Consider the following 17,173-nt stretch of genomic DNA (forward strand, 5'->3'; position numbering starts at 1 on the left):
AGGAGCGGGATATGACGATGAAGTTTCAGGGCGTTTTGCCGCAGGATCCGCTTAGCCACACCCTGGCGGCGGACCCGACCGGCATGCAAAAGTTGAAGGCGGCGGCGAGCAAGAATCCGCAAGCGGCAGCGCGTCAGGCAGCCTCGCAGTTCGAGGCCTTGCTGATGAATACCATGCTGAAATCGATGCGGTCGGTGCGTTTTGACGAGGAGGAGCCCTCTAATAGCCTCAACACGTTCCAAAGCTTGTCGGACCAGCAGATGGTTCAATCCTTGTGCGAGCGCGGCGGATTAGGGCTGGGCGACATGATCTACCGGCAGTTGGCGAAGCAATCCGGCTTCAAGCCGGATGCCAGCCAGATGGCGGCGTTGCAGAGCAATGGCCCGGCCTTGACCGCGCAGCCTGTCGGCTTGCGCTCCTTGCAAGCGTATCAGGAAGCGCAGGCGGCGTCGGCGCAGGCTGGCGTTCCGGCAAGCGGAAGCAGCCGGGAGTTTGTGAGCGGTTTGTTGCCGCATGCGCGCCAGGCCGCGCAACAACTGGGCGTGGCCCCGGAGTGCGTGGTGGCGCATGCCGCGTTGGAAAGCGGCTGGGGCAAGCGCGCCATCCGCAATGCCGATGGCAGCGACAGCCATAATCTGTTCGGCATCAAGGCCGGTTCTGACTGGCATGGCAAGACCACCACCATCGTCACCACAGAATACAGCGGCGGCGTGCCGCAAAAAAGGCAGGAAACCTTCCGCTCCTATGGTTCCTACGCGGAGGCCTTTTCGGACTACGCGCAGCTGCTGAAAGGCTCCTCGCGTTATCGCAATGTATTGAACCAAGGCCAGAACATGTACGGATTTGCGCAAGGCCTGCAATCCGGCGGCTATGCCACCGATCCGCGTTACGCGCGAAAACTGGTCGATGTGGCGGCGTCGCTGGCGCAGCAAGTGGCGCGTATTTGATCAAGTCCGGCGCGGGGCTGCCGATAAAGGACTAGGGAGAAGTTAATCATGGCTATCGTTGGCGCGGATATTTTCGGGATTGGAGTGAGCGGATTGAATGCCGCTCAGAATGGCTTGTCGGTGACCAGCAACAACATCTCCAATGTCAGCACCCCGGGCTACACCCAGGAATACACCACTCAGGCCAGCCGTCAGCCCCAGTTTGCTGGTTTTGGCTACCTGGGCCAGGGCGTCGACGTGACCAGCGTGCAGCGCAGTTATAACCAGTTTCTGGCGCAGCAGCTGCAGGGCGCGCAAACCAATAGCAGCTTCTATTCCACGCAGTATCAGCAGCTTGGGCAGATCAACAATATGATCGCCGACTCGACGCAAAGCCCCAGTCCGGCGCTGCAGGACTTCTTCGGCGCGATGCAGACGCTGACGCAGCAGCCGTCCTCTTTGCCTAGCCGCCAGACGGTGCTGAGCATGGCCCAGGCGCTGTCCACCAAGATCACCGCCATGAACAGCCGCTTGGTGCAAATGCAGCAAGGGGCCAATGGCCAGATCACGACCTCGATACAGAGCATCAATGCCTTGGCGCAGCAGATTGCTTCGCTGAATCAGCAGATCGGGGCGGCGACTGGCGGCAATCCCAATCCGCCGCAGGGCCAGCCGAATTCTTTGCTCGATCAGCGCGATCAGGCCGTGCTGCAGTTGAATCAGTTGGTGGGCTCCTCTGTATTCAAGCAGAGCGATGGTTCCTATACGGTTTACATCGGCAGCGGCCAATCGCTGGTTTCCGGCAACACCGTCAACCAGCTGGGCACCCAGACCGACCCGAATAACCCGTCCAACGTGCAGGTCGGCTTCACCAATGGCAACGGCACGCTTACCGTGCTGTCCGATAGTCTCTTCAGCAGCGGTCAGTTGGGCGCCTTGCTGAATTTCCGCGACAACGCGCTGGCGCAAACGCAGAATCAGCTTGGTTCCATGGCGATCAACCTGTCTGCGGCGATGAACTACCAGAATAAACTGGGTATGGACTTCAACGGCCAGCCCGGCGGTCCCATCTTTCAGGATTTGTCGGCGTATGCCAACAATCCGCAGTATGCGGCCAGTCAATTCGCCGTGGTGATGTCGGACCCCGCTAAGCTGGCCACGGCGTCGAACCTGGTGCCTACCGGCACGGCCGGCGGCAGCGGGACGGTGATGAGCGGCGTGTGGTCTACCTTGCCGGGAACGTATACTGCCGGCCTGAATACCACGCCGCCAACTTTCACGCCGATTGCGCAGCATCCCTCCACCGGCTTGACCAGCATGACTGTCACGGCGGCGGGCGCGCCGGTGACCATGACCGCCACCATAGCCGGCACCAATGGCGGCGGACCGTATAATGTAGTGGTCGATCCGTCCTTGCCTAATAGCTACAAGCTGCAGACGACGGCTGTTCCACCGGTCGATGTCGGCATCGGCTTCCAGTTGTCGGGTTCGCCGCTCAATGGTCAGACATTTACGGTGGGGCCGCAAACGCCAGGCACGCAGTCTCTGGGCGATGGCAATAATTTGCGCCAGTTGACTGCGCAGCAGAACCAGAGCTTGGTGAATAACCAGTCGTACCAGACCTATTATTCGACTCTGGTGGCATCTGTGGGCAACCAGACCAATACATCCAGCCTGCAGAATACGGCGGCTCAGGCCTCGTTGCAGCAGGCCACCACCAATAATTCCAACACCACCGGGGTGAATCTGGATCAGGAGGCGGCAAATCTGATCAAATATCAGCAGTCCTACCAGGCATGCAGCAAGGTGATCCAACTTGCCCAGACTACGTTCACCAGTATTCTGAACATCATGTCCTGAAGCGGTTAGTCATTGAAGGAGCGCGACGATGCGTATCAGTTCTTCCACGCTGTACCAGTCAGGCGTGAACAATATGTCGAATCTGCAAGCCAATCTGGTACAGATCAATACGCAGATCGACAACCAAAAACGCGTGGTTACGCCGGCCGATGACCCTGTGGCGGCGGCGCGCATCCAGTTGCTGGAAACCTCGAATGGCCAGAACGGCCAATATCAGAAGAATACTCAATCGGTAGATTCTTGGTTGTCCTTGTCTGACACGACGTTGAAAAGCGCGATCGATCTGATGAATTCGATGAAGAGCCAGGCGATCTATGCCGGCAATGGCGCGTTGTCCACCGTCCAATTGCAGCAGATCCAGAAAACTGTCGGTGAGGGCATCAACGAGCTGGCAGGCTACGCCAACGCAACGGATGGCAACGGCAGTTATCTGTTCAGCGGCAATCAGGTGACGACCGCGCCGTTCTCGGTCAATCTTTCCGCGGTGCCGCCAGTTGCCACTTATAACGGCGACAATGGCCAGCGCAGCGTGCAGGTGGCTGCGTCGCGCACCATGACGATTTCCGATCCCGGCAATGCGGTCTTCGGCATTCCCGGCGGCAGCCCGACGGCTGCTTTTGACTCCTTGATCAACTTGTATAATTTGTTGGGGCAGAATCCCAAGCCGGCCAATTATGATACCCAGGTACAGGGGGCGATCAATCAGATCACATCGGCTACGCAGCAGATGTCGGTCAGTCTGGCTTCAGTCGGTTCGCGCGAGGCGGAGAATGCCAATCTGCAGTCCATGAGCAACAGCCTCGGCTTGCAGTACAACAGCAGCATCGGCAATTTGCAGGACTTGGACATGGCGAAAGCGATTTCCGAGTTCACGATGACGCAGACTTCGCTGCAGTACACCCAGAAAACCTATGCGCAAGTGGCGCAGTTGTCCCTGTTCAACTACATCTCTGGCTAACCGTCAGGACGCCTGTAATTTTTGTTGCCATGTCATTGAGACGAGGACAAGTCTGAACGTCAATCAGGCAGGTGCAACAAGGTCAGTGCCTTGAGGCATCCATAGCGCAAGGGCGGCACCCGTGGCATCGGGAGGCCGCCCTTGTCGTATCAAGCTGGACGTCTGGGTTTAGAAGGTGGCGTCTATCAATCGCCGCACTTCGGTCTCGTCCCATTGTTGCTGCGATACCTTCAGATAAGCCACCCGATCCGCCAGCAGCACCGAGGCCTCATGCACTCCCGCCACGCCGGCCAGCTCGCGCGACAGCGCTTCTGCGTCGCCGCGCCAGGACTCGCCGATGTGGAACATCACCGAGCGCACGGCCTTGGGCGGCTGCATGCCCAGCGACCAGATCAGCCACGACAGCATCAGCAAGGTGGTGAAACCGAACACGCCAGCCGGGCCGTAGTGGGTATACAGCCAGCCGCCGGCGGCGGCGCCGAGGAATAGGCCGAATGACTGGGAAGTGTTGTACACGCCTATCGCCGTGCCCTTGGCGTCGGCCGGGGCTATCTTGGAGATCAGCGAGGGCAGGGTGGCTTCCAGGATATTGAAGGCGATGAAGTATAGCGACAGCCAGGCGACGATCTGCCAGAAGCTGTCCAGCGCCAGCGCCATGCCGAGCTGCGCCATCGCCATCAGCGCGATGGCGCCGACGAATACCGGCTTCAGCCGCGCTTTTTTCTCGCCGTAGATGATGGCCGGTACCATCAGGATGAAACCGATCACCGTCACCGGCAGGTACACCTCCCAGTGTTGCGACTTGTCCAGGTGGCCAGTCTTGATCAGCGCGAACGGAATGGTGACGAACATGGCCATCTGCGCCGCGTGCAGCGCGAAGATGCCGTAGTTCAGGCGCAGCAGCTGGCTGTTCCTCAATACCGCCGGCAGCCGCTTGGTATTGGCCTCGGTGTCGGAGTGGAAGCGCGATTGCACGGGGTCTGGGATGATCAGCCATACGCCGATCAGCGCCGCCAGCGACAAGAAGCCGGTCAGGGCGAAGATGCCGTTGACGCCGATATACTTGGCCAGCAGCGGCCCCAGCACCAGGCTGGCTGCGAAGGTGGTGCCGATCGACATGCCTATCATCGCCATCGCCTTGGTGCGGTTTTCCTCGCGCGTCAGGTCGGCCAGTAGCGCGGTGATGGCGGCAGAGATGGCCCCAGCGCCCTGGATGACGCGGCCCAGCGTCAGCGTGGCGATGTCGTGCGCGCCGGCGGCGACGAAGCTGCCGATGGCGAACAGCAGCAGGCCGCCGTAAATCACTTTTTTGCGGCCGATGCGGTCGGACAGCATGCCCAGCGGCAGCTGCAGCAGGGCCTGGGTCAGGCCGTAACTGCCCAGCGCGATGCCGATCAATGTATGGTTGTTGGCGCCTTGCAGTTTTTCGGCATAGATCGCGAACACGGGCAGGATCAGGAACATGCCCAGCATGCGCAGGGCGTAGATACCGGCCAGCCCCAGGCTGGCCCGCAATTCAGTGGCGTTCATGCGGTATTCGAGGTTAGTTTGGCTGAATCTGGTTTTAACGACCGCGGCAGGCAAAGGATGACGCGTTTACACGCGCAATGCACGGACAAGTGGAGCCGTCCCGGCCAAGTCGGGTATATTAACAGGTTCCCTGACCGACGGTGAGTAACAGCTTCTTATGGACAGCATCCGTATCCGTGGCGCCCGCACCCACAATCTGAAAAACGTCAATCTGGACCTGCCGCGCAACCAGTTGATCGTGATTACCGGCCTGTCCGGCTCCGGCAAGTCCTCGCTGGCATTCGACACCCTGTATGCCGAGGGCCAGCGCCGCTATGTGGAAAGCCTGTCGGCCTATGCCCGCCAGTTTCTGCAATTGATGGAAAAGCCCGACGTGGACTTGATCGAAGGCTTGTCGCCGGCGATTTCCATCGAGCAGAAGGCCACCAGCCACAACCCGCGCTCCACCGTCGGCACTGTCACCGAAATCCACGACTATCTGCGCCTGCTGTTCGCCCGCGTCGGCGATCCGCACTGCCCGGAGCATGGCGAGCCGCTGTCCAGCCAGACCGTCAGCCAGATGGTGGACCATGTGCTGGCCTTGCCGGAAGAAACGCGGGTGATGATCCTGGCGCCGGTCATCGTTGGCCGCAAGGGCGAGAACCTGGATTTGTTCGACGATTTGCGCGCTCAGGGTTTCGTCCGCGTGCGGGTGGACAGCGAGGTGTACGAACTGGACGCCGTACCCAAGCTGGACAAGAACAAGAAGCACACCATCGAGGTGGTGATAGACCGCCTCAAGGTGCGCGCCGACATGCAGCAGCGCCTGGCCGAGAGCTTCGAAACCGCGCTGCGCCATGCCGAGGGCCGGGCCATCGCCGTGGAAATGGATAGCGGCAAGGAGCACTGGTTCTCCGCCAAATTCGCCTGCCCGGTGTGCAGCTACAGCCTGCCGGAGCTGGAGCCGCGGCTGTTTTCGTTCAACAACCCGATGGGCGCCTGCCCCAAGTGCGATGGCCTGGGCGAAATCACCTTCTTCGATCCCAAGCGCGTGGTGGCGCACCCGGAGTTGAGCCTCGCTTCCGGCGCGATCAAGGGCTGGGACAAGCGCAACCAGTTCTACTACCAGATGCTGCTGGCGCTGGGCGAGCACTACGGTTTCTCCGTCACCGATCTCGCGTTTGAGGACTTGCCGGAAAAGATCCGCAACGTGGTGCTGCATGGTTCGGGCCGCGACAGCATCGAGTTCAGCTATATGTCGGAGAAGGGTAGCAAGTTCACCCGCGAGCATCCGTTCGAGGGCATCATTCCCAACCTGGAGCGCCGCTACCGCGAGACCGACTCCATGGCGGTGCGCGAGGAGCTGGCCAAGTATCAGAATAATCAGGCCTGTCCGCATTGCAGCGGCTCGCGGTTGCGGCTGGAAGCGCGCCATGTGTTCATCGGCCAGCGCACGCTGCACGAAATCAACCAGCTGCCGCTGAAGGAAACCGCCCATTTCTTCGATCAGCTTGAGTTTTCCGGCCAGAAGCAGGCGGTGGCGGAGAAGATCGTCAAGGAAATCCGCGAGCGGGTGTCCTTCCTGAATAATGTAGGCCTGGATTACCTGAACCTGTCCCGTTCCGCCGACACCCTGTCCGGCGGCGAGGCGCAGCGCATTCGCCTGGCCAGCCAGATCGGCTCCGGCCTGACCGGCGTGATGTACGTGCTGGACGAGCCGTCCATCGGCCTGCACCAGCGCGACAACGACCGCCTGCTGGGCACGCTGAAGCGCCTGCGCGACCTGGGCAATAGCGTGATCGTGGTGGAGCACGACGAGGACGCCATCCGCGAGGCCGATTATCTGGTGGACATGGGCCCCGGCGCCGGCGAGCACGGCGGTGAAGTGCTGGTGGCCGGCACGCCGGCCGACGTGGCCGCCAGCGAGAACTCGGTCACCGGCGCCTTCCTGTCCGGCCGCCGCAAGATCGCGCTGCCGGGCGGCCGCCGCGAGCTGTCCGAGGAGCGGATGCTGCAGTTGATCGGCGCCACCGGCAACAACCTGAAGGACGTGACGCTGAATCTGCCGCTGGGAGGCCTGGTGTGCATCACCGGGGTGTCCGGCTCCGGCAAGTCCACCCTGATCAACGACACCCTTTACAAGATCGCCGCGCGCGATCTGAACGGCGCCAGCGAGGAGCCGTCGCCGTACCGGGAGATCAAGGGCCTGGATCAATTGGACAAGGTGATCAACGTCGATCAAAGTCCGATCGGCCGCACGCCGCGTTCCAACCCGGCTACCTATACCGGTCTGTTTACGCCGATACGCGAGCTGTTCGCCGGCGTGCCGCTGGCGCGCGAGCGCGGCTATGGACCGGGCCGTTTCTCCTTCAACGTCAAGGGCGGCCGCTGCGAGGCCTGCCAGGGCGACGGCGTGATCAAGGTGGAAATGCACTTCCTGCCGGACATCTACGTGCCGTGCGACGTTTGTCACGGCAAGCGCTACAACCGCGAGACGCTGGAAGTGCAGTACAAGGGCAAGAGCATCCAGGAAGTGCTGGAAATGACGGTGGAGCAGGCGCTGGAGTTCTTCGCCGTGGTGCCGCCGGTGGCCAGGAAGCTGAAAACGCTGATGGATGTGGGTCTGGGATACATCCGCCTGGGCCAGAGCGCCACCACGCTATCAGGCGGCGAGGCGCAGCGCGTCAAACTGGGCCTGGAACTCTCCAAGCGCGATACCGGCCGAACGCTGTATATCCTGGACGAGCCGACTACTGGCCTGCACTTCCACGACATCGACCTGTTGCTGCAGGTGCTGCACCGCCTGCGCGAGAGCGGCAACACGGTGGTGGTGATCGAGCACAATCTGGACGTGGTCAAGACGGCGGACTGGCTGATCGACCTGGGGCCGGAGGGCGGCGCCGGCGGCGGCCAGATCATCGCCAGCGGCACGCCGGAGCAAGTGGCCGCCAACCCGGCGAGCCATACCGGACGCTATCTGGCACCGTTGCTGGAGCGGGACAAGAAGCAATAGCCGTGGCCACGGATTGGCACGGAAATCGATAAACCCAAAAACGTATTGGCCACGAAATGCATGAAAGAACACGAAATTAGCAAGGCCTTTGAAAGGCGAGCGCTTAAGGCGGTCGCTCCCGTGGGTTTTGTTCGCCAGGTGTTCATGCCTTTGGCTTTTCGTGTCGTTTCGCGGGTTTCGTGGCCCATCAAGATTTGTTAGATAAGACCGACGCCGGCTCGTCCGGCGCCCAACCACCGTATACATCAGAGGTAGGCATGCTGAGCTTAGGCAAGATCGATCATATCCATATCCGCGTCAAGGACGTCGCTGTGGCGTTGAAATGGTACCAGCGGGTATTGGGATTGGCCCCGGATGCGCGTTACAAGACGGATGGCGAGCACAACGCCGCCATGCTGGTCAACGCCAGCGGCAGCGTGCGCCTGGCCATCAGCGAGGACCCGGATGCGGTTTCCAGCGCCCAGGGCGCGGTGGCGTTTGTGGTCAGCGGCCAGGATTTCCTGGAATGGATAGACCGGCTGGCCGGCGAGCGCGTCACCAATCGCGAAGGCCAGACCATCGCCCGCGACTCGGTGCACGATCATCGCTTCTTCTGCGCGCTGTCCTTCGTCGATCCGTTCGGCAATCCGTTCGAGATCGTCAGCTACGACCACACCTGGCTGGTCGGCAAGTTGAAGCTGGGCGGCCATCTCGCCGTTTGATGCCGTTTATCTCTTGCACCCGCGCCGAGCGGGTGTTTTTCTTTGGAGGCAGTCATGAGCCATTACTTGGCCGACAATCCCGCGCCGGAGGCCGTGGCGGCCTTGCCGGGCCTAACCTTGCTGGAGTTCGGCGTGGACTGGTGCCCGCATTGCCAGGGCGCGCAGTCCTTGCTGGCGCAGTTCCTGGCGAGTCGCCCGCAGTTGCGCCATCTGGCGGTGGAAGACGGCAAGGGCCGGCGCTTGGGGCGTGTGCATGGCGTCAAACTATGGCCTAGCTTCATCCTGCTGCGGGACGGCGTGGAGATAGGCCGCGCGGTGAGACCGCAGAGCCTGGCCGAGCTGGAGTCGCTGATGCGAGGCGTGTAAAGGGCTTTGATGCCGATTTTGCGCGCGGAGCCACCGGTTTTATCTGGCTTTTAAGCGAATTTGGATATCTTGCATGCCCGTCCCATCAAAGGCTGCCGCAAGGGGTGGTGGCCGGACGGGTGATTGTTTGGAGATATCCATGTTTGAAAAGGGCAAGAGCTATACCCGCGAGGAGATCCACGCCGTGGTCGGCGGCAACAAGCATTCCTACTTGCCGCGCAAAAAAGGCAAGGTGGTGGCCGCCTGCCTGCGTCCGGATCTGAATCCGGACGCGCCCCATGTCATCCTGTGCAATTCCTGCCCGCCGGAGCGCGCCGCTGGCGAGCAACTGGCGCGCCAAGGCGGGGTGATCCCGGTGTTCCTGAAGGAAAATACCAGCAGCTGGAAGTTTCAGGGCCTGTTCCGCGTGGTGGAGAGCGAGACGCATCCCGAGGCTTGCGCGCCTTATGCCGCGCGCAGCGCCTGGACCAAGGGGCAAATCAAGCAGGTGTTGAAGCTGGAGCAGCAGGTTAAATTCTGACTCGCAGCGTCTGGCTTAGGGACGCATGGACACGCTGGCAGACCGGCGTACCGTGGCGAGACGGTGCGCCGGTCTTTGTTTTGACGCCATTACTGTAGTTTGATGCCCCAGTTGTCCTCGACGCAATGCTGGTAATTGCCCGGCTGCAGCGCGCTGTACGGCGTCTGGTAGCTCACCAGCTGGCACTGGTAGTCATGTCCCCATTGCCAATCCTTTTCCCAGTAGATGTTGTAGGCGGCGGAGCTGGCAGAGGTGAAGCGCTGCATATTGGCGCAGGACAGTTGCTCGGCGCCGTAGTCCCATCCCAGGTCATGGGCAAACTGCTTGTAGTAGTCGATGCGATTCTGCGCGGCCTGGCGCTCGGTCCCGCCGCCGCACTCGGCATTGATGATCATGATGGTGGTGGCGAAGTTGTTGCCGGCGCCGGCGGCGATGTCCGCGGAGTTGGGCACCCAGGTGCCGTCGATGACCTGCAGCATCGAAGGCTTGGGCGGCTGCGGATAGACGAAGAAGAAGGTGGCGGAGGCCAGGTTGAGCCAAGTGCTGGCCACCAGGTCCGGGTTCTGCAGCAGCACGGACTGGTCGCCGTTGTTCATGGCCTGGGAGAACGGGCCATAGTTGTAGTTGTAGGAAAGCTGCTTGGCGCCGCGGCCGAAGTACTTTTTCCAGCTGCCGTCCGGGTTTTTGCCGCAGGTCCATACCTTGTTGAATACCGGATCGTCGCATTCGGTGTTGTAGCCGCAGCCGGGGCCGGTATTGGAGCAGCCCATTTCGCGCAGATAGGTCAGGCCCTGGCGCCATTGCGGGATGGTGTCGCTGGCGTCGTGGTTGCCGGTTTCCTGGGTAAAGTGAGCGAACATGGTGGCCAGGCTGTGGCGGCAGATGGCGTCGGCGTCGCGGCCGTCGCTGTAGTCGTCGCACACCGCGGGGAATTTGGCCACGGCTTGCAGGAAGCGGGTGTAGGTATAGCTGGGGTCGCGGCGGCTGAAATAGTAATCCCATTTGGCGGACGGCAGCAGTCGTTCGACGCGGCGCACGTTGACGGGGTTGGCGGCATTGCCGGGCGCAACCCGCGCCACCTGATCGTTGGACAGGGTGCGGATGGACGCTTTCACCTTGCGGAAGAAGTCGTTGTTGGTCAGATCGGCTTCATGCTGCAGCGCCTGCTGCAGGGTGGGGATGACGGGGGCGGCATCATCCAGCTTGCGCAACGCGCTGCCGACGTGGGCGATCCACGATCCTTTGGGGTTGGCGCCTGGCGTTTCGCCGCGGGTAGGCCATTTGGCCTGCCAGCTGCGGCCCTGCCATTGCACAACCTGGCCTTTGCTGTAGGCCATACCGGCATTCCAGGGGGCGGCCAGCGCGGAGCCAGCCAGCAGTGACAGGGCAAGAGTGGCGATGAGCTTCATATTGGTCTTCCTATAGTGGAGCATGCCGGCTGGCACGTAATACCACTATGGAACCAATATGAAATATGTCAAATGATTTTAATGCCGGATTTTCTAGCCGCAGAGACTGAGCGGCGCGTCCGGCGGTGGCTCAGGCGCGGATCGCGCGGATCCAGGCGTCGCCGGCGTAATTCGCGCTGGCAAGGCCCAGCGCGGAATGGAAGGTGACTGCGAAGCGTCGTCCCATCTGCTTGATGGCGACCACTTCAAAGGCGATGGTGTTGGCACCGTGTTGTTCGGTGACCAGATCGCCTGGCTGTAATTCATGAATCTTCATTGGGTTACCAAGGCGTGACCGCAAGGCGGCCATGCCGTAAATATTAACGGCGGCGATGTTGCGGCGGACGGGAACCGGCGCCGATGTTGGCGGTGGGGTGACGGAAATTGATGCGGCCCTTGGTCAGGTCGTACGGGGACATTTCCACGGTGACGCGGTCGCCCAGCAGCACGCGGATGCGGTGCATCTTCATTTTGCCGGAGCCGTAGGCGAGGATTTCCATATTGTTGTCCAGGCGCACGCGAAAGCGCGACTCCGGCAGCATTTCGATAACGACGCCTTCCAGTTCGATCATGTCTTCTTTGGACATGGGATTCCTTTCAGTAAATACGGGTAACGCATTGGCCGCGTCGGCTGTCGATACCGACTACCGCAGACGGGCGATGGAGCTTCGATTCGGTAACCCAGCGGGCCGGGCGCGGCCCGGGAGGCAAGGCGTCGCGTCAAACATTGTTGGCGCGACGAGAAGTAGAGGCAATGCCTATTTTAACGCCAAAGGGCCGCCGCGTCAGCCGTTTATTTCATGGCCATGGCGACGCGCCTGTTCCTGCTGCTCGCAGGCCAGCTGGCCGACGCGCACCAAGGCCGTCAAATAGCGTTCATCCAGCGGATAACAGCAGGACAAGCGCATCGCATTGCGATAGCGGCCCCCGGGCGAGCTGAGCGGGCCGGGAATCAGGCTGATCTTCTCCGCCATCGCCGCGTGGAACAGCGCCACGCTGTCGCAGCCCTCCGGCAGCTCCAGCCAGATCAGGAAGCCGCCTTGCGGCTGGGTGGCGCGCGTGCCGGCGGGAAAATGGCGGGCGATCAGGCCGCGCACCTTCTCCACATGGGCGGCGTAGCGGCGCTTCAGCGTGCGCAGGTGGTGATCGTAGCCGCCGGACTCCAGAAACGCGCCCAGGGTTTCCGCCAGCACCGCCGGCTGCGCCACCGATGAAGCAAACTTCAGCTTGCGCAGCGCGGCGTCGAAGCGGCCGCCCTCCATCCAGCCGATGCGGAAATCCGGCGCCAGCGTCTTGGTATAGCTGGCGCAGACGATGACCCAGCCGTCGGCGTCGAAGGCCTTGACTGCCGGCGCCAGCGTGTCGGCGAATTGCAGCTCAGCGTACAAGGCGTCCTCGATCAGCGGCACCTGGTACTGGTTGACCAGCTTGGCCAGCCGCTTCTTGTTGTCCAGCGGCATGCAGCAACCCAGCGGATTGTGAACATTGGGCATGGCCACCAGCGCCTGGATGCGATGCTCCGCCAGCAACACCTCCACCGCATCTATGGACAGCCCGGTTTGCGGATCGGTGGGGATTTCCACTGCCTTCAGGCCCAGGCTGGCCAAGAGCGGCAGCAGGTTGAAATAGGTGGGCGATTCCAGCCCCACGGCATCGCCGTGGCGGGTGACGGCGCGCAAGGCCAGTTGCAGCGCCTCCATGCAGCCGTGGGTCAGGATGATGTTGTCCGGCTGCAGCGTCATGCCCAGGTCCATGCCGCGGCGGGCGATCTGGGTGCGCAGCCGCTCCGACCCCGGCGGCAGCGCGTAAGTGCTGACCATGCCGGGATGGCGGCGCAGGATCTGGCCCATCAGCCGCGCCAGCTTGTTGCCGGGATAGAAGTCCCCGCCGCGCGGGCAGGCCAGGGCCAGATCGATGAAGCCCTCGGTCTGCTGCGCCTGCAGAACGGTGCCGATCAGGTCCAGCACGGCGTTCTGAGTGGGAGAGGCCGGGCCGCTTTCGGTAACGGCGGGCCGGGCCGGCGACGGCAGCCGGGAGCGCACGTAGTAGCCGGATTGCGGCCGGGCTTCTATCAGGCCGCGGTCTTCCAGCACGCGGTAGGCGCTGACCACGGTGTTGAGGCTGAGCTGGCGGCTGTGCGCCGTACGCCGCACCGATGGCAGACGCGACCCCGGCGGCAGCGTGCCGCGGCGGATCGCCAGCGATAGGTCGTCGGCCAGTTGCTGATAGAGGGTGGGGGCGCTGTTCTGCATCGTTGGTCTGGGTGATGGGGCACAGCACCTATCATAGAGTAGGGTGACAGTTGCTGAAAAGAACAATCTGTAACCAGATCAATAATGGATTTTTGAATCTGTATCCATTAAACGGCTGCGCATAGCATGTTCGTGTAGGCGACAGTCTGTCGCCGTTTGCCGCTTTGCAGGAGACGCACCATGCCCGAATTCGCTTTGCTGTCCTATGTCGCCCTGATGTCGATCACGCCGGGGCCCAATAACCTGATGCTGGCCAGCTCCGGCGTCAACTTTGGCTTCCGCCGCACGGTGCCGCACATGCTGGGCATCAGCCTGGGTTGCGCGCTGCAGGTGTTCATCGTGGCCATGTTGTTGGCGCAGATGCTGGGCTGGCTGGAAACCTGGCGTTTGCCATTGGCTGTGGCTGGGTGCGTCTATCTGCTGTGGCTGTCCTGGACGCTGGCGATGTCCGGCTTGCCGGAGGGCAGGGCGCAGGCGCGGCCGTTGGGCTTTGTCGGCGCGGCGATGTTCCAGTGGCTCAATCCCAAGGCCTGGGTCATGGTGCTGAACGCGTCCATCCTGTTCATGCCGGCCCAGGCGGATGGCCGGATGGCGGCGGCCTTGCTGCTGGCGCTGGTGTTCGCCGTGGTCAACCTGCCATGCATCAGCGTGTGGGCGTGGGGCGGGGAAAAACTGCGCCGTTGGCTGCAAAGGCCCGAGGCGCTGCTGGTATACAACCTGTCCATGGGGGGCATGATGGCCGCTACGGCGCTGTGGCTGATGTATGACGAGCTGCAGCCGGCGCTGGGCTGGATCTGAATGATGTCCTTTTTTGGCAGGTGATTGTCTTCATCTGGCCTTCAGACGAGGCGATGGTGGGATTAGCATGGCGTCCATATTCCACCTGAGCCGAGGATAGGTCGCATGAAACAGACTGCTTTGCTGGTGATAGATGTTCAGGACTCTTTTCTTTCCCGCCCTTATTGGGATGAGCGTGAACTGCCGGCCTACCGCGAGGCGCAGCGCGCGCTGATCGCCGGCGCCGAGGCGCGCGGCTCGCTGGTGGTCAACATCCTGCATGTGGATGATGACGCGTCGTTCCGCGTCGAGTCCGGCCTGGTGCGTCCGCAAGCCTGGCTGACTCATCAGCCGGCGGCGACTTTCGTCAAGCATGTGCACAACGCGCTGACAGACTCTGGCCTGCAGGCCTGGCTGGACGCGCGCGGCATCCGCCGCTTGGCGATTTCCGGCATCCGTACCGAGCAATGCTGCGAAACCACCGCCCGCGTGGCATCGGACCTCGGTTATGAGGTGGACTTCGTCAGCGAGGCCACGCTGACTTTCGCCATGACGCATCCCGCTAGCGGCCGCGTCTACAGTCCGGCTGAAATCCGCGAGCGAACCGAACTGGTGCTGGCGGGACGCTTCGCCACCATTGTCACGGTCGATGAGGCGCTGCGGCGGATGGCGTGCGCGGCCGAGCTTGTCGATTGACATCGGCATGGCATAAGGTGTCGGGATCGGTTTTGTTCAGATCAGGAGTAAGCATGGCGCAAGACGCATCGAGGTTGCCGCCGGACGGGCTGCCGGCTTATCGGCTGCTGACCGGCCCTGACGATTCGGCCTTCTGCAAGCGGGTCAGCGAGGCGCTGGCTTTGGGCTACCGGCTGTATGGCTCGCCGGCCGCCACCTTCAATGGCGAGCGTGTCATCGTGGCGCAGGCCGTATTGTGGCCGGGAGCGGACCATGCCGCCGATTGACGTGGCGCAGGCGCTGGCCATCGTGGTGGCTTGGGGCGTCAACTTCGTCGTGATCAAATGGGGCGTAGCCGGTGTGCCGCCGCTGCTGCTGGGCGCCTTGCGCTTTGCTCTGGTGGCGCTGCCGGCGGTGTTCATCGTCAAACGGCCGCCGCTGCCGTGGCGCTATCTGGCGCTGTATGGATTGACGGTGGGCGTGGGGCAGTTCGGCTGCCTGTTTTCGGCGATCAAGCTGGGCATGCCTGCCGGGCTGGCCTCGGTCGTGCTGCAGTCGCAAGCCTTCTTCACTTTGCTGTTGGCGCGCTTCTTTCTGAACGAGCGCTGGCAGCGCAGCCAGTTGGCGGGTTTGGCGCTGGCCTTGGGCGGCTTGGCGCTGATCGGGATCGGCAAGGGCGGCAATATGACGGCGCTAGGCTTTGGGCTGACCATTGCGGCTGCGACCAGTTGGGCCGCGTCCAATGTGGTGGTGCGCGCCATCGGCCGCGACGGCTACAAGGTGGCGCCGCTGGGGCTGGTGATCTGGTCCAGCCTGATCCCGCCGATTCCGTTTCTGCTGCTGTCGTGGTGGCTGGAGGGCGGCGAGCGCATCTTGCTGGCTCTGCGCGATTTCAATCTGCAGTCGCTGTTCGCCGTCGCTTATCTGGCGGTGGTGGCCTCGATGTTCGGCTATGGTCTGTGGAGCCGGCTGCTGACCCGGCACGCCGCCGCCAAGGTGGCGCCGTTTTCGCTGCTGGTGCCGGTGGTGGGGCTGCTGGCCTCGCATCTGCTGCTGGGAGAGAGCCTGACGCCGGGGCAATTGGCCGGCAGCGGCTTGCTGCTGGCTGGGTTGGCGGTATCGGTATTCGGCGGCCGAGCGCTGTCGATGGCGGCGAGGGTTGGCCGTGCTTGAGGTGTACTTCGTTTTGCCGCCGGACCTGCTGCTGCTGGATTTGGCGGGGCCGGCCGAGGCGTTTCGCCTGGCTGGCGAGTTTGGGGCGGCCCTGCGCTTGCATTTTGTCAGCCCGATGCCGGAAACCGCGACATCGCTGGGCTTGCCGTTGGCCAGCCTGCAGCCCTTGCCAGAGGAGCTGCCGGAGGGCGCGCTGGTGGTGGTGCCGGGTTCGACGCCGTCCGCCGTGGCTTACGCCAAGCCGGATGCGCGCCGCATCGTTGCCTGGCTGGCGGCGCGCAAGCCTCAATCCGGCGTGTCTTGGGTGGGCATCTGCTCCGGCAGCCTGCTGCTGGCCGAGGCCGGCTTGTTCGATGATCGCGCCTGCACCACCCACCATACCTTGCTGGACCGCTTGCGCGCATTGGCGCCGGCGGCCAAGGTGCAGGAGAACCGGGTATTCGTACAGGACGGACCATGCTGCAGCAGCGCCGGCATCACCGCCGGCATCGATCTGGCGTTGCATTGGATCGGAGAGCGGATCGATCCGGCCATCGCGCGCGCCGTGGCGCGGGAGATGGTGGTCTACTTCCGCCGCTCGCCGCAAGACCCGGGGCTGTCGCCGTGGCTGGCCTGGCGCAATCATCTGCATCCGGCGCTGCACCGCGCGCAAGATCTGATCTGCGCCGACCCGGTGCGCGATTGGCCGCTGAGCGAGCTGGCGGGGCGGGCGCATGTCAGCGCGCGGCACTTGTCCCGCTTGTTTCGCGAGCATGCCGGCATCAGCGCGCACGATTATCATCAGGCTTTGCGGCTGGCGCTGGCCATGCAGTGGCGCGCGGCCGGGCTGGGCAAGGAAAAGGCGGCGCTGGCGGCGGGTTTCTCGTCCGCGCGGCAGTTGGGGCGGGCGGCGTCCCGCCGCTAAACCTTGCTGGACAGCATATTTCTTAAGTTTTAACGATTCTGGACGATATTCCGGGTTGACGCGCTCCGGGAATGGTTCATACCATTCCATC

At 62.6% G+C, this 17,173-nt stretch carries 17 protein-coding genes; 12 read left to right on the top strand and 5 right to left on the bottom strand.

What is annotated here, in order from left to right; genetic code table 11:
- Positions 1-11 precede the first annotated feature (11 nt).
- From flgJ to flgL, 3 genes are read left to right on the top strand one after another with little or no spacing between them, the layout of a single operon-like run.
- On the top strand, positions 12-947 hold the full coding sequence (flgJ, locus tag C2134_RS07885) for a flagellar assembly peptidoglycan hydrolase FlgJ (RefSeq protein WP_233196390.1): 936 nt from the start codon (positions 12-14) through the stop codon (positions 945-947).
- A 48-nt stretch (positions 948-995) separates the two neighbouring features.
- Positions 996-2,786 carry a flagellar hook-associated protein FlgK gene (flgK, locus tag C2134_RS07890; RefSeq protein WP_103318998.1) on the top strand — a complete coding sequence of 597 codons (1,791 nt, stop codon included), beginning with the start codon at positions 996-998 and terminating at the stop codon, positions 2,784-2,786.
- Positions 2,787-2,814: 28 nt separating this feature from the next.
- A complete protein-coding gene (flgL, locus tag C2134_RS07895; protein ID WP_103319000.1) occupies positions 2,815-3,744 on the top strand; it encodes a flagellar hook-associated protein FlgL in 930 nt (309 codons plus the stop codon).
- A gap of 168 nt (positions 3,745-3,912) precedes the next feature.
- Here the strand turns inward: flgL and C2134_RS07900 are convergent, their stop codons facing one another.
- Positions 3,913-5,274, bottom strand: a complete 1,362-nt coding sequence (locus tag C2134_RS07900) for an MFS transporter (protein ID WP_103319003.1) — start codon at positions 5,272-5,274, stop codon at positions 3,913-3,915.
- Between the two features lie 157 nt (positions 5,275-5,431).
- Between C2134_RS07900 and uvrA the strand changes: the two genes are divergently transcribed.
- The 4 genes from uvrA (at position 5,432) to C2134_RS07920 (ending at position 9,853) form a co-directional block, all read left to right on the top strand.
- The gene (gene uvrA / locus C2134_RS07905) at positions 5,432-8,266 is read left to right on the top strand and encodes an excinuclease ABC subunit UvrA (protein WP_103319006.1); all 2,835 of its coding nucleotides are present in this window, start codon (positions 5,432-5,434) and stop codon (positions 8,264-8,266) included.
- 257 nt (positions 8,267-8,523) lie between these two features.
- Entirely contained in the window at positions 8,524-8,967 is a 444-nt protein-coding gene (locus C2134_RS07910; protein WP_103319008.1) for a VOC family protein, read from the top strand.
- A 54-nt stretch (positions 8,968-9,021) separates the two neighbouring features.
- A complete protein-coding gene (locus tag C2134_RS07915) occupies positions 9,022-9,333 on the top strand; it encodes a thioredoxin family protein (RefSeq protein WP_103319010.1) in 312 nt (103 codons plus the stop codon).
- A 139-nt stretch (positions 9,334-9,472) separates the two neighbouring features.
- Positions 9,473-9,853: a hypothetical protein gene (locus C2134_RS07920; protein ID WP_103319012.1), complete on the top strand. Its 381-nt coding sequence runs from the start codon at positions 9,473-9,475 to the stop codon at positions 9,851-9,853.
- Positions 9,854-9,942: 89 nt separating this feature from the next.
- Here the strand turns inward: C2134_RS07920 and C2134_RS07925 are convergent, their stop codons facing one another.
- The 4 genes from C2134_RS07925 to C2134_RS07940 form a co-directional block, all read right to left on the bottom strand.
- On the bottom strand, positions 9,943-11,262 hold the full coding sequence (locus C2134_RS07925) for a glycoside hydrolase family 19 protein (RefSeq protein WP_103319015.1): 1,320 nt from the start codon (positions 11,260-11,262) through the stop codon (positions 9,943-9,945).
- Between the two features lie 130 nt (positions 11,263-11,392).
- Positions 11,393-11,578, bottom strand: coding sequence for a hypothetical protein (locus C2134_RS07930; protein WP_103319017.1), 186 nt, complete (start codon positions 11,576-11,578; stop codon positions 11,393-11,395).
- 43 nt (positions 11,579-11,621) lie between these two features.
- Positions 11,622-11,888, bottom strand: coding sequence for a translation initiation factor IF-1 (gene infA, locus C2134_RS07935; protein ID WP_043622179.1), 267 nt, complete (start codon positions 11,886-11,888; stop codon positions 11,622-11,624).
- 198 nt (positions 11,889-12,086) lie between these two features.
- Positions 12,087-13,553 carry an aminotransferase-like domain-containing protein gene (locus C2134_RS07940; RefSeq protein WP_103319018.1) on the bottom strand — a complete coding sequence of 489 codons (1,467 nt, stop codon included), beginning with the start codon at positions 13,551-13,553 and terminating at the stop codon, positions 12,087-12,089.
- A gap of 180 nt (positions 13,554-13,733) precedes the next feature.
- Here C2134_RS07940 and C2134_RS07945 point away from each other — a divergent pair, with 180 nt between their 5' ends.
- From C2134_RS07945 to C2134_RS07965, 5 genes are all read left to right on the top strand, one after another.
- Positions 13,734-14,351, top strand: coding sequence for a LysE family translocator (locus C2134_RS07945; protein ID WP_103319020.1), 618 nt, complete (start codon positions 13,734-13,736; stop codon positions 14,349-14,351).
- 105 nt (positions 14,352-14,456) lie between these two features.
- Positions 14,457-15,026 (top strand): isochorismatase family protein, encoded by a 570-nt coding sequence (locus C2134_RS07950; RefSeq protein WP_103319022.1) that lies wholly within the window; start codon positions 14,457-14,459, stop codon positions 15,024-15,026.
- 53 nt (positions 15,027-15,079) lie between these two features.
- Positions 15,080-15,292: a DUF1737 domain-containing protein gene (locus C2134_RS07955; protein WP_043622188.1), complete on the top strand. Its 213-nt coding sequence runs from the start codon at positions 15,080-15,082 to the stop codon at positions 15,290-15,292.
- Positions 15,279-16,178, top strand: a complete 900-nt coding sequence (locus tag C2134_RS07960) for an EamA family transporter (RefSeq protein WP_103319024.1) — start codon at positions 15,279-15,281, stop codon at positions 16,176-16,178. Before C2134_RS07955 ends, C2134_RS07960 begins: the two co-directional genes overlap by 14 nt.
- Complete coding sequence (locus C2134_RS07965; protein ID WP_103319048.1) at positions 16,171-17,082, top strand: GlxA family transcriptional regulator; 912 nt, start codon at positions 16,171-16,173, stop codon at positions 17,080-17,082. The genes C2134_RS07960 and C2134_RS07965 overlap by 8 nt, the downstream gene beginning before the upstream one ends.
- Positions 17,083-17,173: the final 91 nt, after the last annotated feature.

The sequence above is a fragment of the Chromobacterium sinusclupearum genome (genome assembly GCF_002902845.1).
GTDB classification, from domain to species: Bacteria; Pseudomonadota; Gammaproteobacteria; order Burkholderiales; family Chromobacteriaceae; genus Chromobacterium; species Chromobacterium sinusclupearum.

What these genes read in the sequence shown, in the direction of transcription:
- uvrA (WP_103319006.1), top strand. Translation starts at nt 5,432, where the DNA reads ATGGACAGCATCCGTATCCGTGGCGCCCGCACCCACAATCTGAAAAAC.
- C2134_RS07955 (WP_043622188.1), top strand. Translation starts at nt 15,080, where the DNA reads ATGGCGCAAGACGCATCGAGGTTGCCGCCGGACGGGCTGCCGGCTTAT.
- flgJ (WP_233196390.1), top strand. Translation starts at nt 12, where the DNA reads ATGACGATGAAGTTTCAGGGCGTTTTGCCGCAGGATCCGCTTAGCCAC.
- C2134_RS07960 (WP_103319024.1), top strand. Translation starts at nt 15,279, where the DNA reads ATGCCGCCGATTGACGTGGCGCAGGCGCTGGCCATCGTGGTGGCTTGG.
- C2134_RS07940 (WP_103319018.1), bottom strand. Translation starts at nt 13,553, where the DNA reads ATGCAGAACAGCGCCCCCACCCTCTATCAGCAACTGGCCGACGACCTA.
- C2134_RS07915 (WP_103319010.1), top strand. Translation starts at nt 9,022, where the DNA reads ATGAGCCATTACTTGGCCGACAATCCCGCGCCGGAGGCCGTGGCGGCC.
- C2134_RS07950 (WP_103319022.1), top strand. Translation starts at nt 14,457, where the DNA reads ATGAAACAGACTGCTTTGCTGGTGATAGATGTTCAGGACTCTTTTCTT.
- infA (WP_043622179.1), bottom strand. Translation starts at nt 11,888, where the DNA reads ATGTCCAAAGAAGACATGATCGAACTGGAAGGCGTCGTTATCGAAATG.
- C2134_RS07930 (WP_103319017.1), bottom strand. Translation starts at nt 11,578, where the DNA reads ATGAAGATTCATGAATTACAGCCAGGCGATCTGGTCACCGAACAACAC.
- C2134_RS07920 (WP_103319012.1), top strand. Translation starts at nt 9,473, where the DNA reads ATGTTTGAAAAGGGCAAGAGCTATACCCGCGAGGAGATCCACGCCGTG.
- flgL (WP_103319000.1), top strand. Translation starts at nt 2,815, where the DNA reads ATGCGTATCAGTTCTTCCACGCTGTACCAGTCAGGCGTGAACAATATG.
- C2134_RS07900 (WP_103319003.1), bottom strand. Translation starts at nt 5,274, where the DNA reads ATGAACGCCACTGAATTGCGGGCCAGCCTGGGGCTGGCCGGTATCTAC.
- C2134_RS07925 (WP_103319015.1), bottom strand. Translation starts at nt 11,262, where the DNA reads ATGAAGCTCATCGCCACTCTTGCCCTGTCACTGCTGGCTGGCTCCGCG.
- flgK (WP_103318998.1), top strand. Translation starts at nt 996, where the DNA reads ATGGCTATCGTTGGCGCGGATATTTTCGGGATTGGAGTGAGCGGATTG.
- C2134_RS07910 (WP_103319008.1), top strand. Translation starts at nt 8,524, where the DNA reads ATGCTGAGCTTAGGCAAGATCGATCATATCCATATCCGCGTCAAGGAC.
- C2134_RS07945 (WP_103319020.1), top strand. Translation starts at nt 13,734, where the DNA reads ATGCCCGAATTCGCTTTGCTGTCCTATGTCGCCCTGATGTCGATCACG.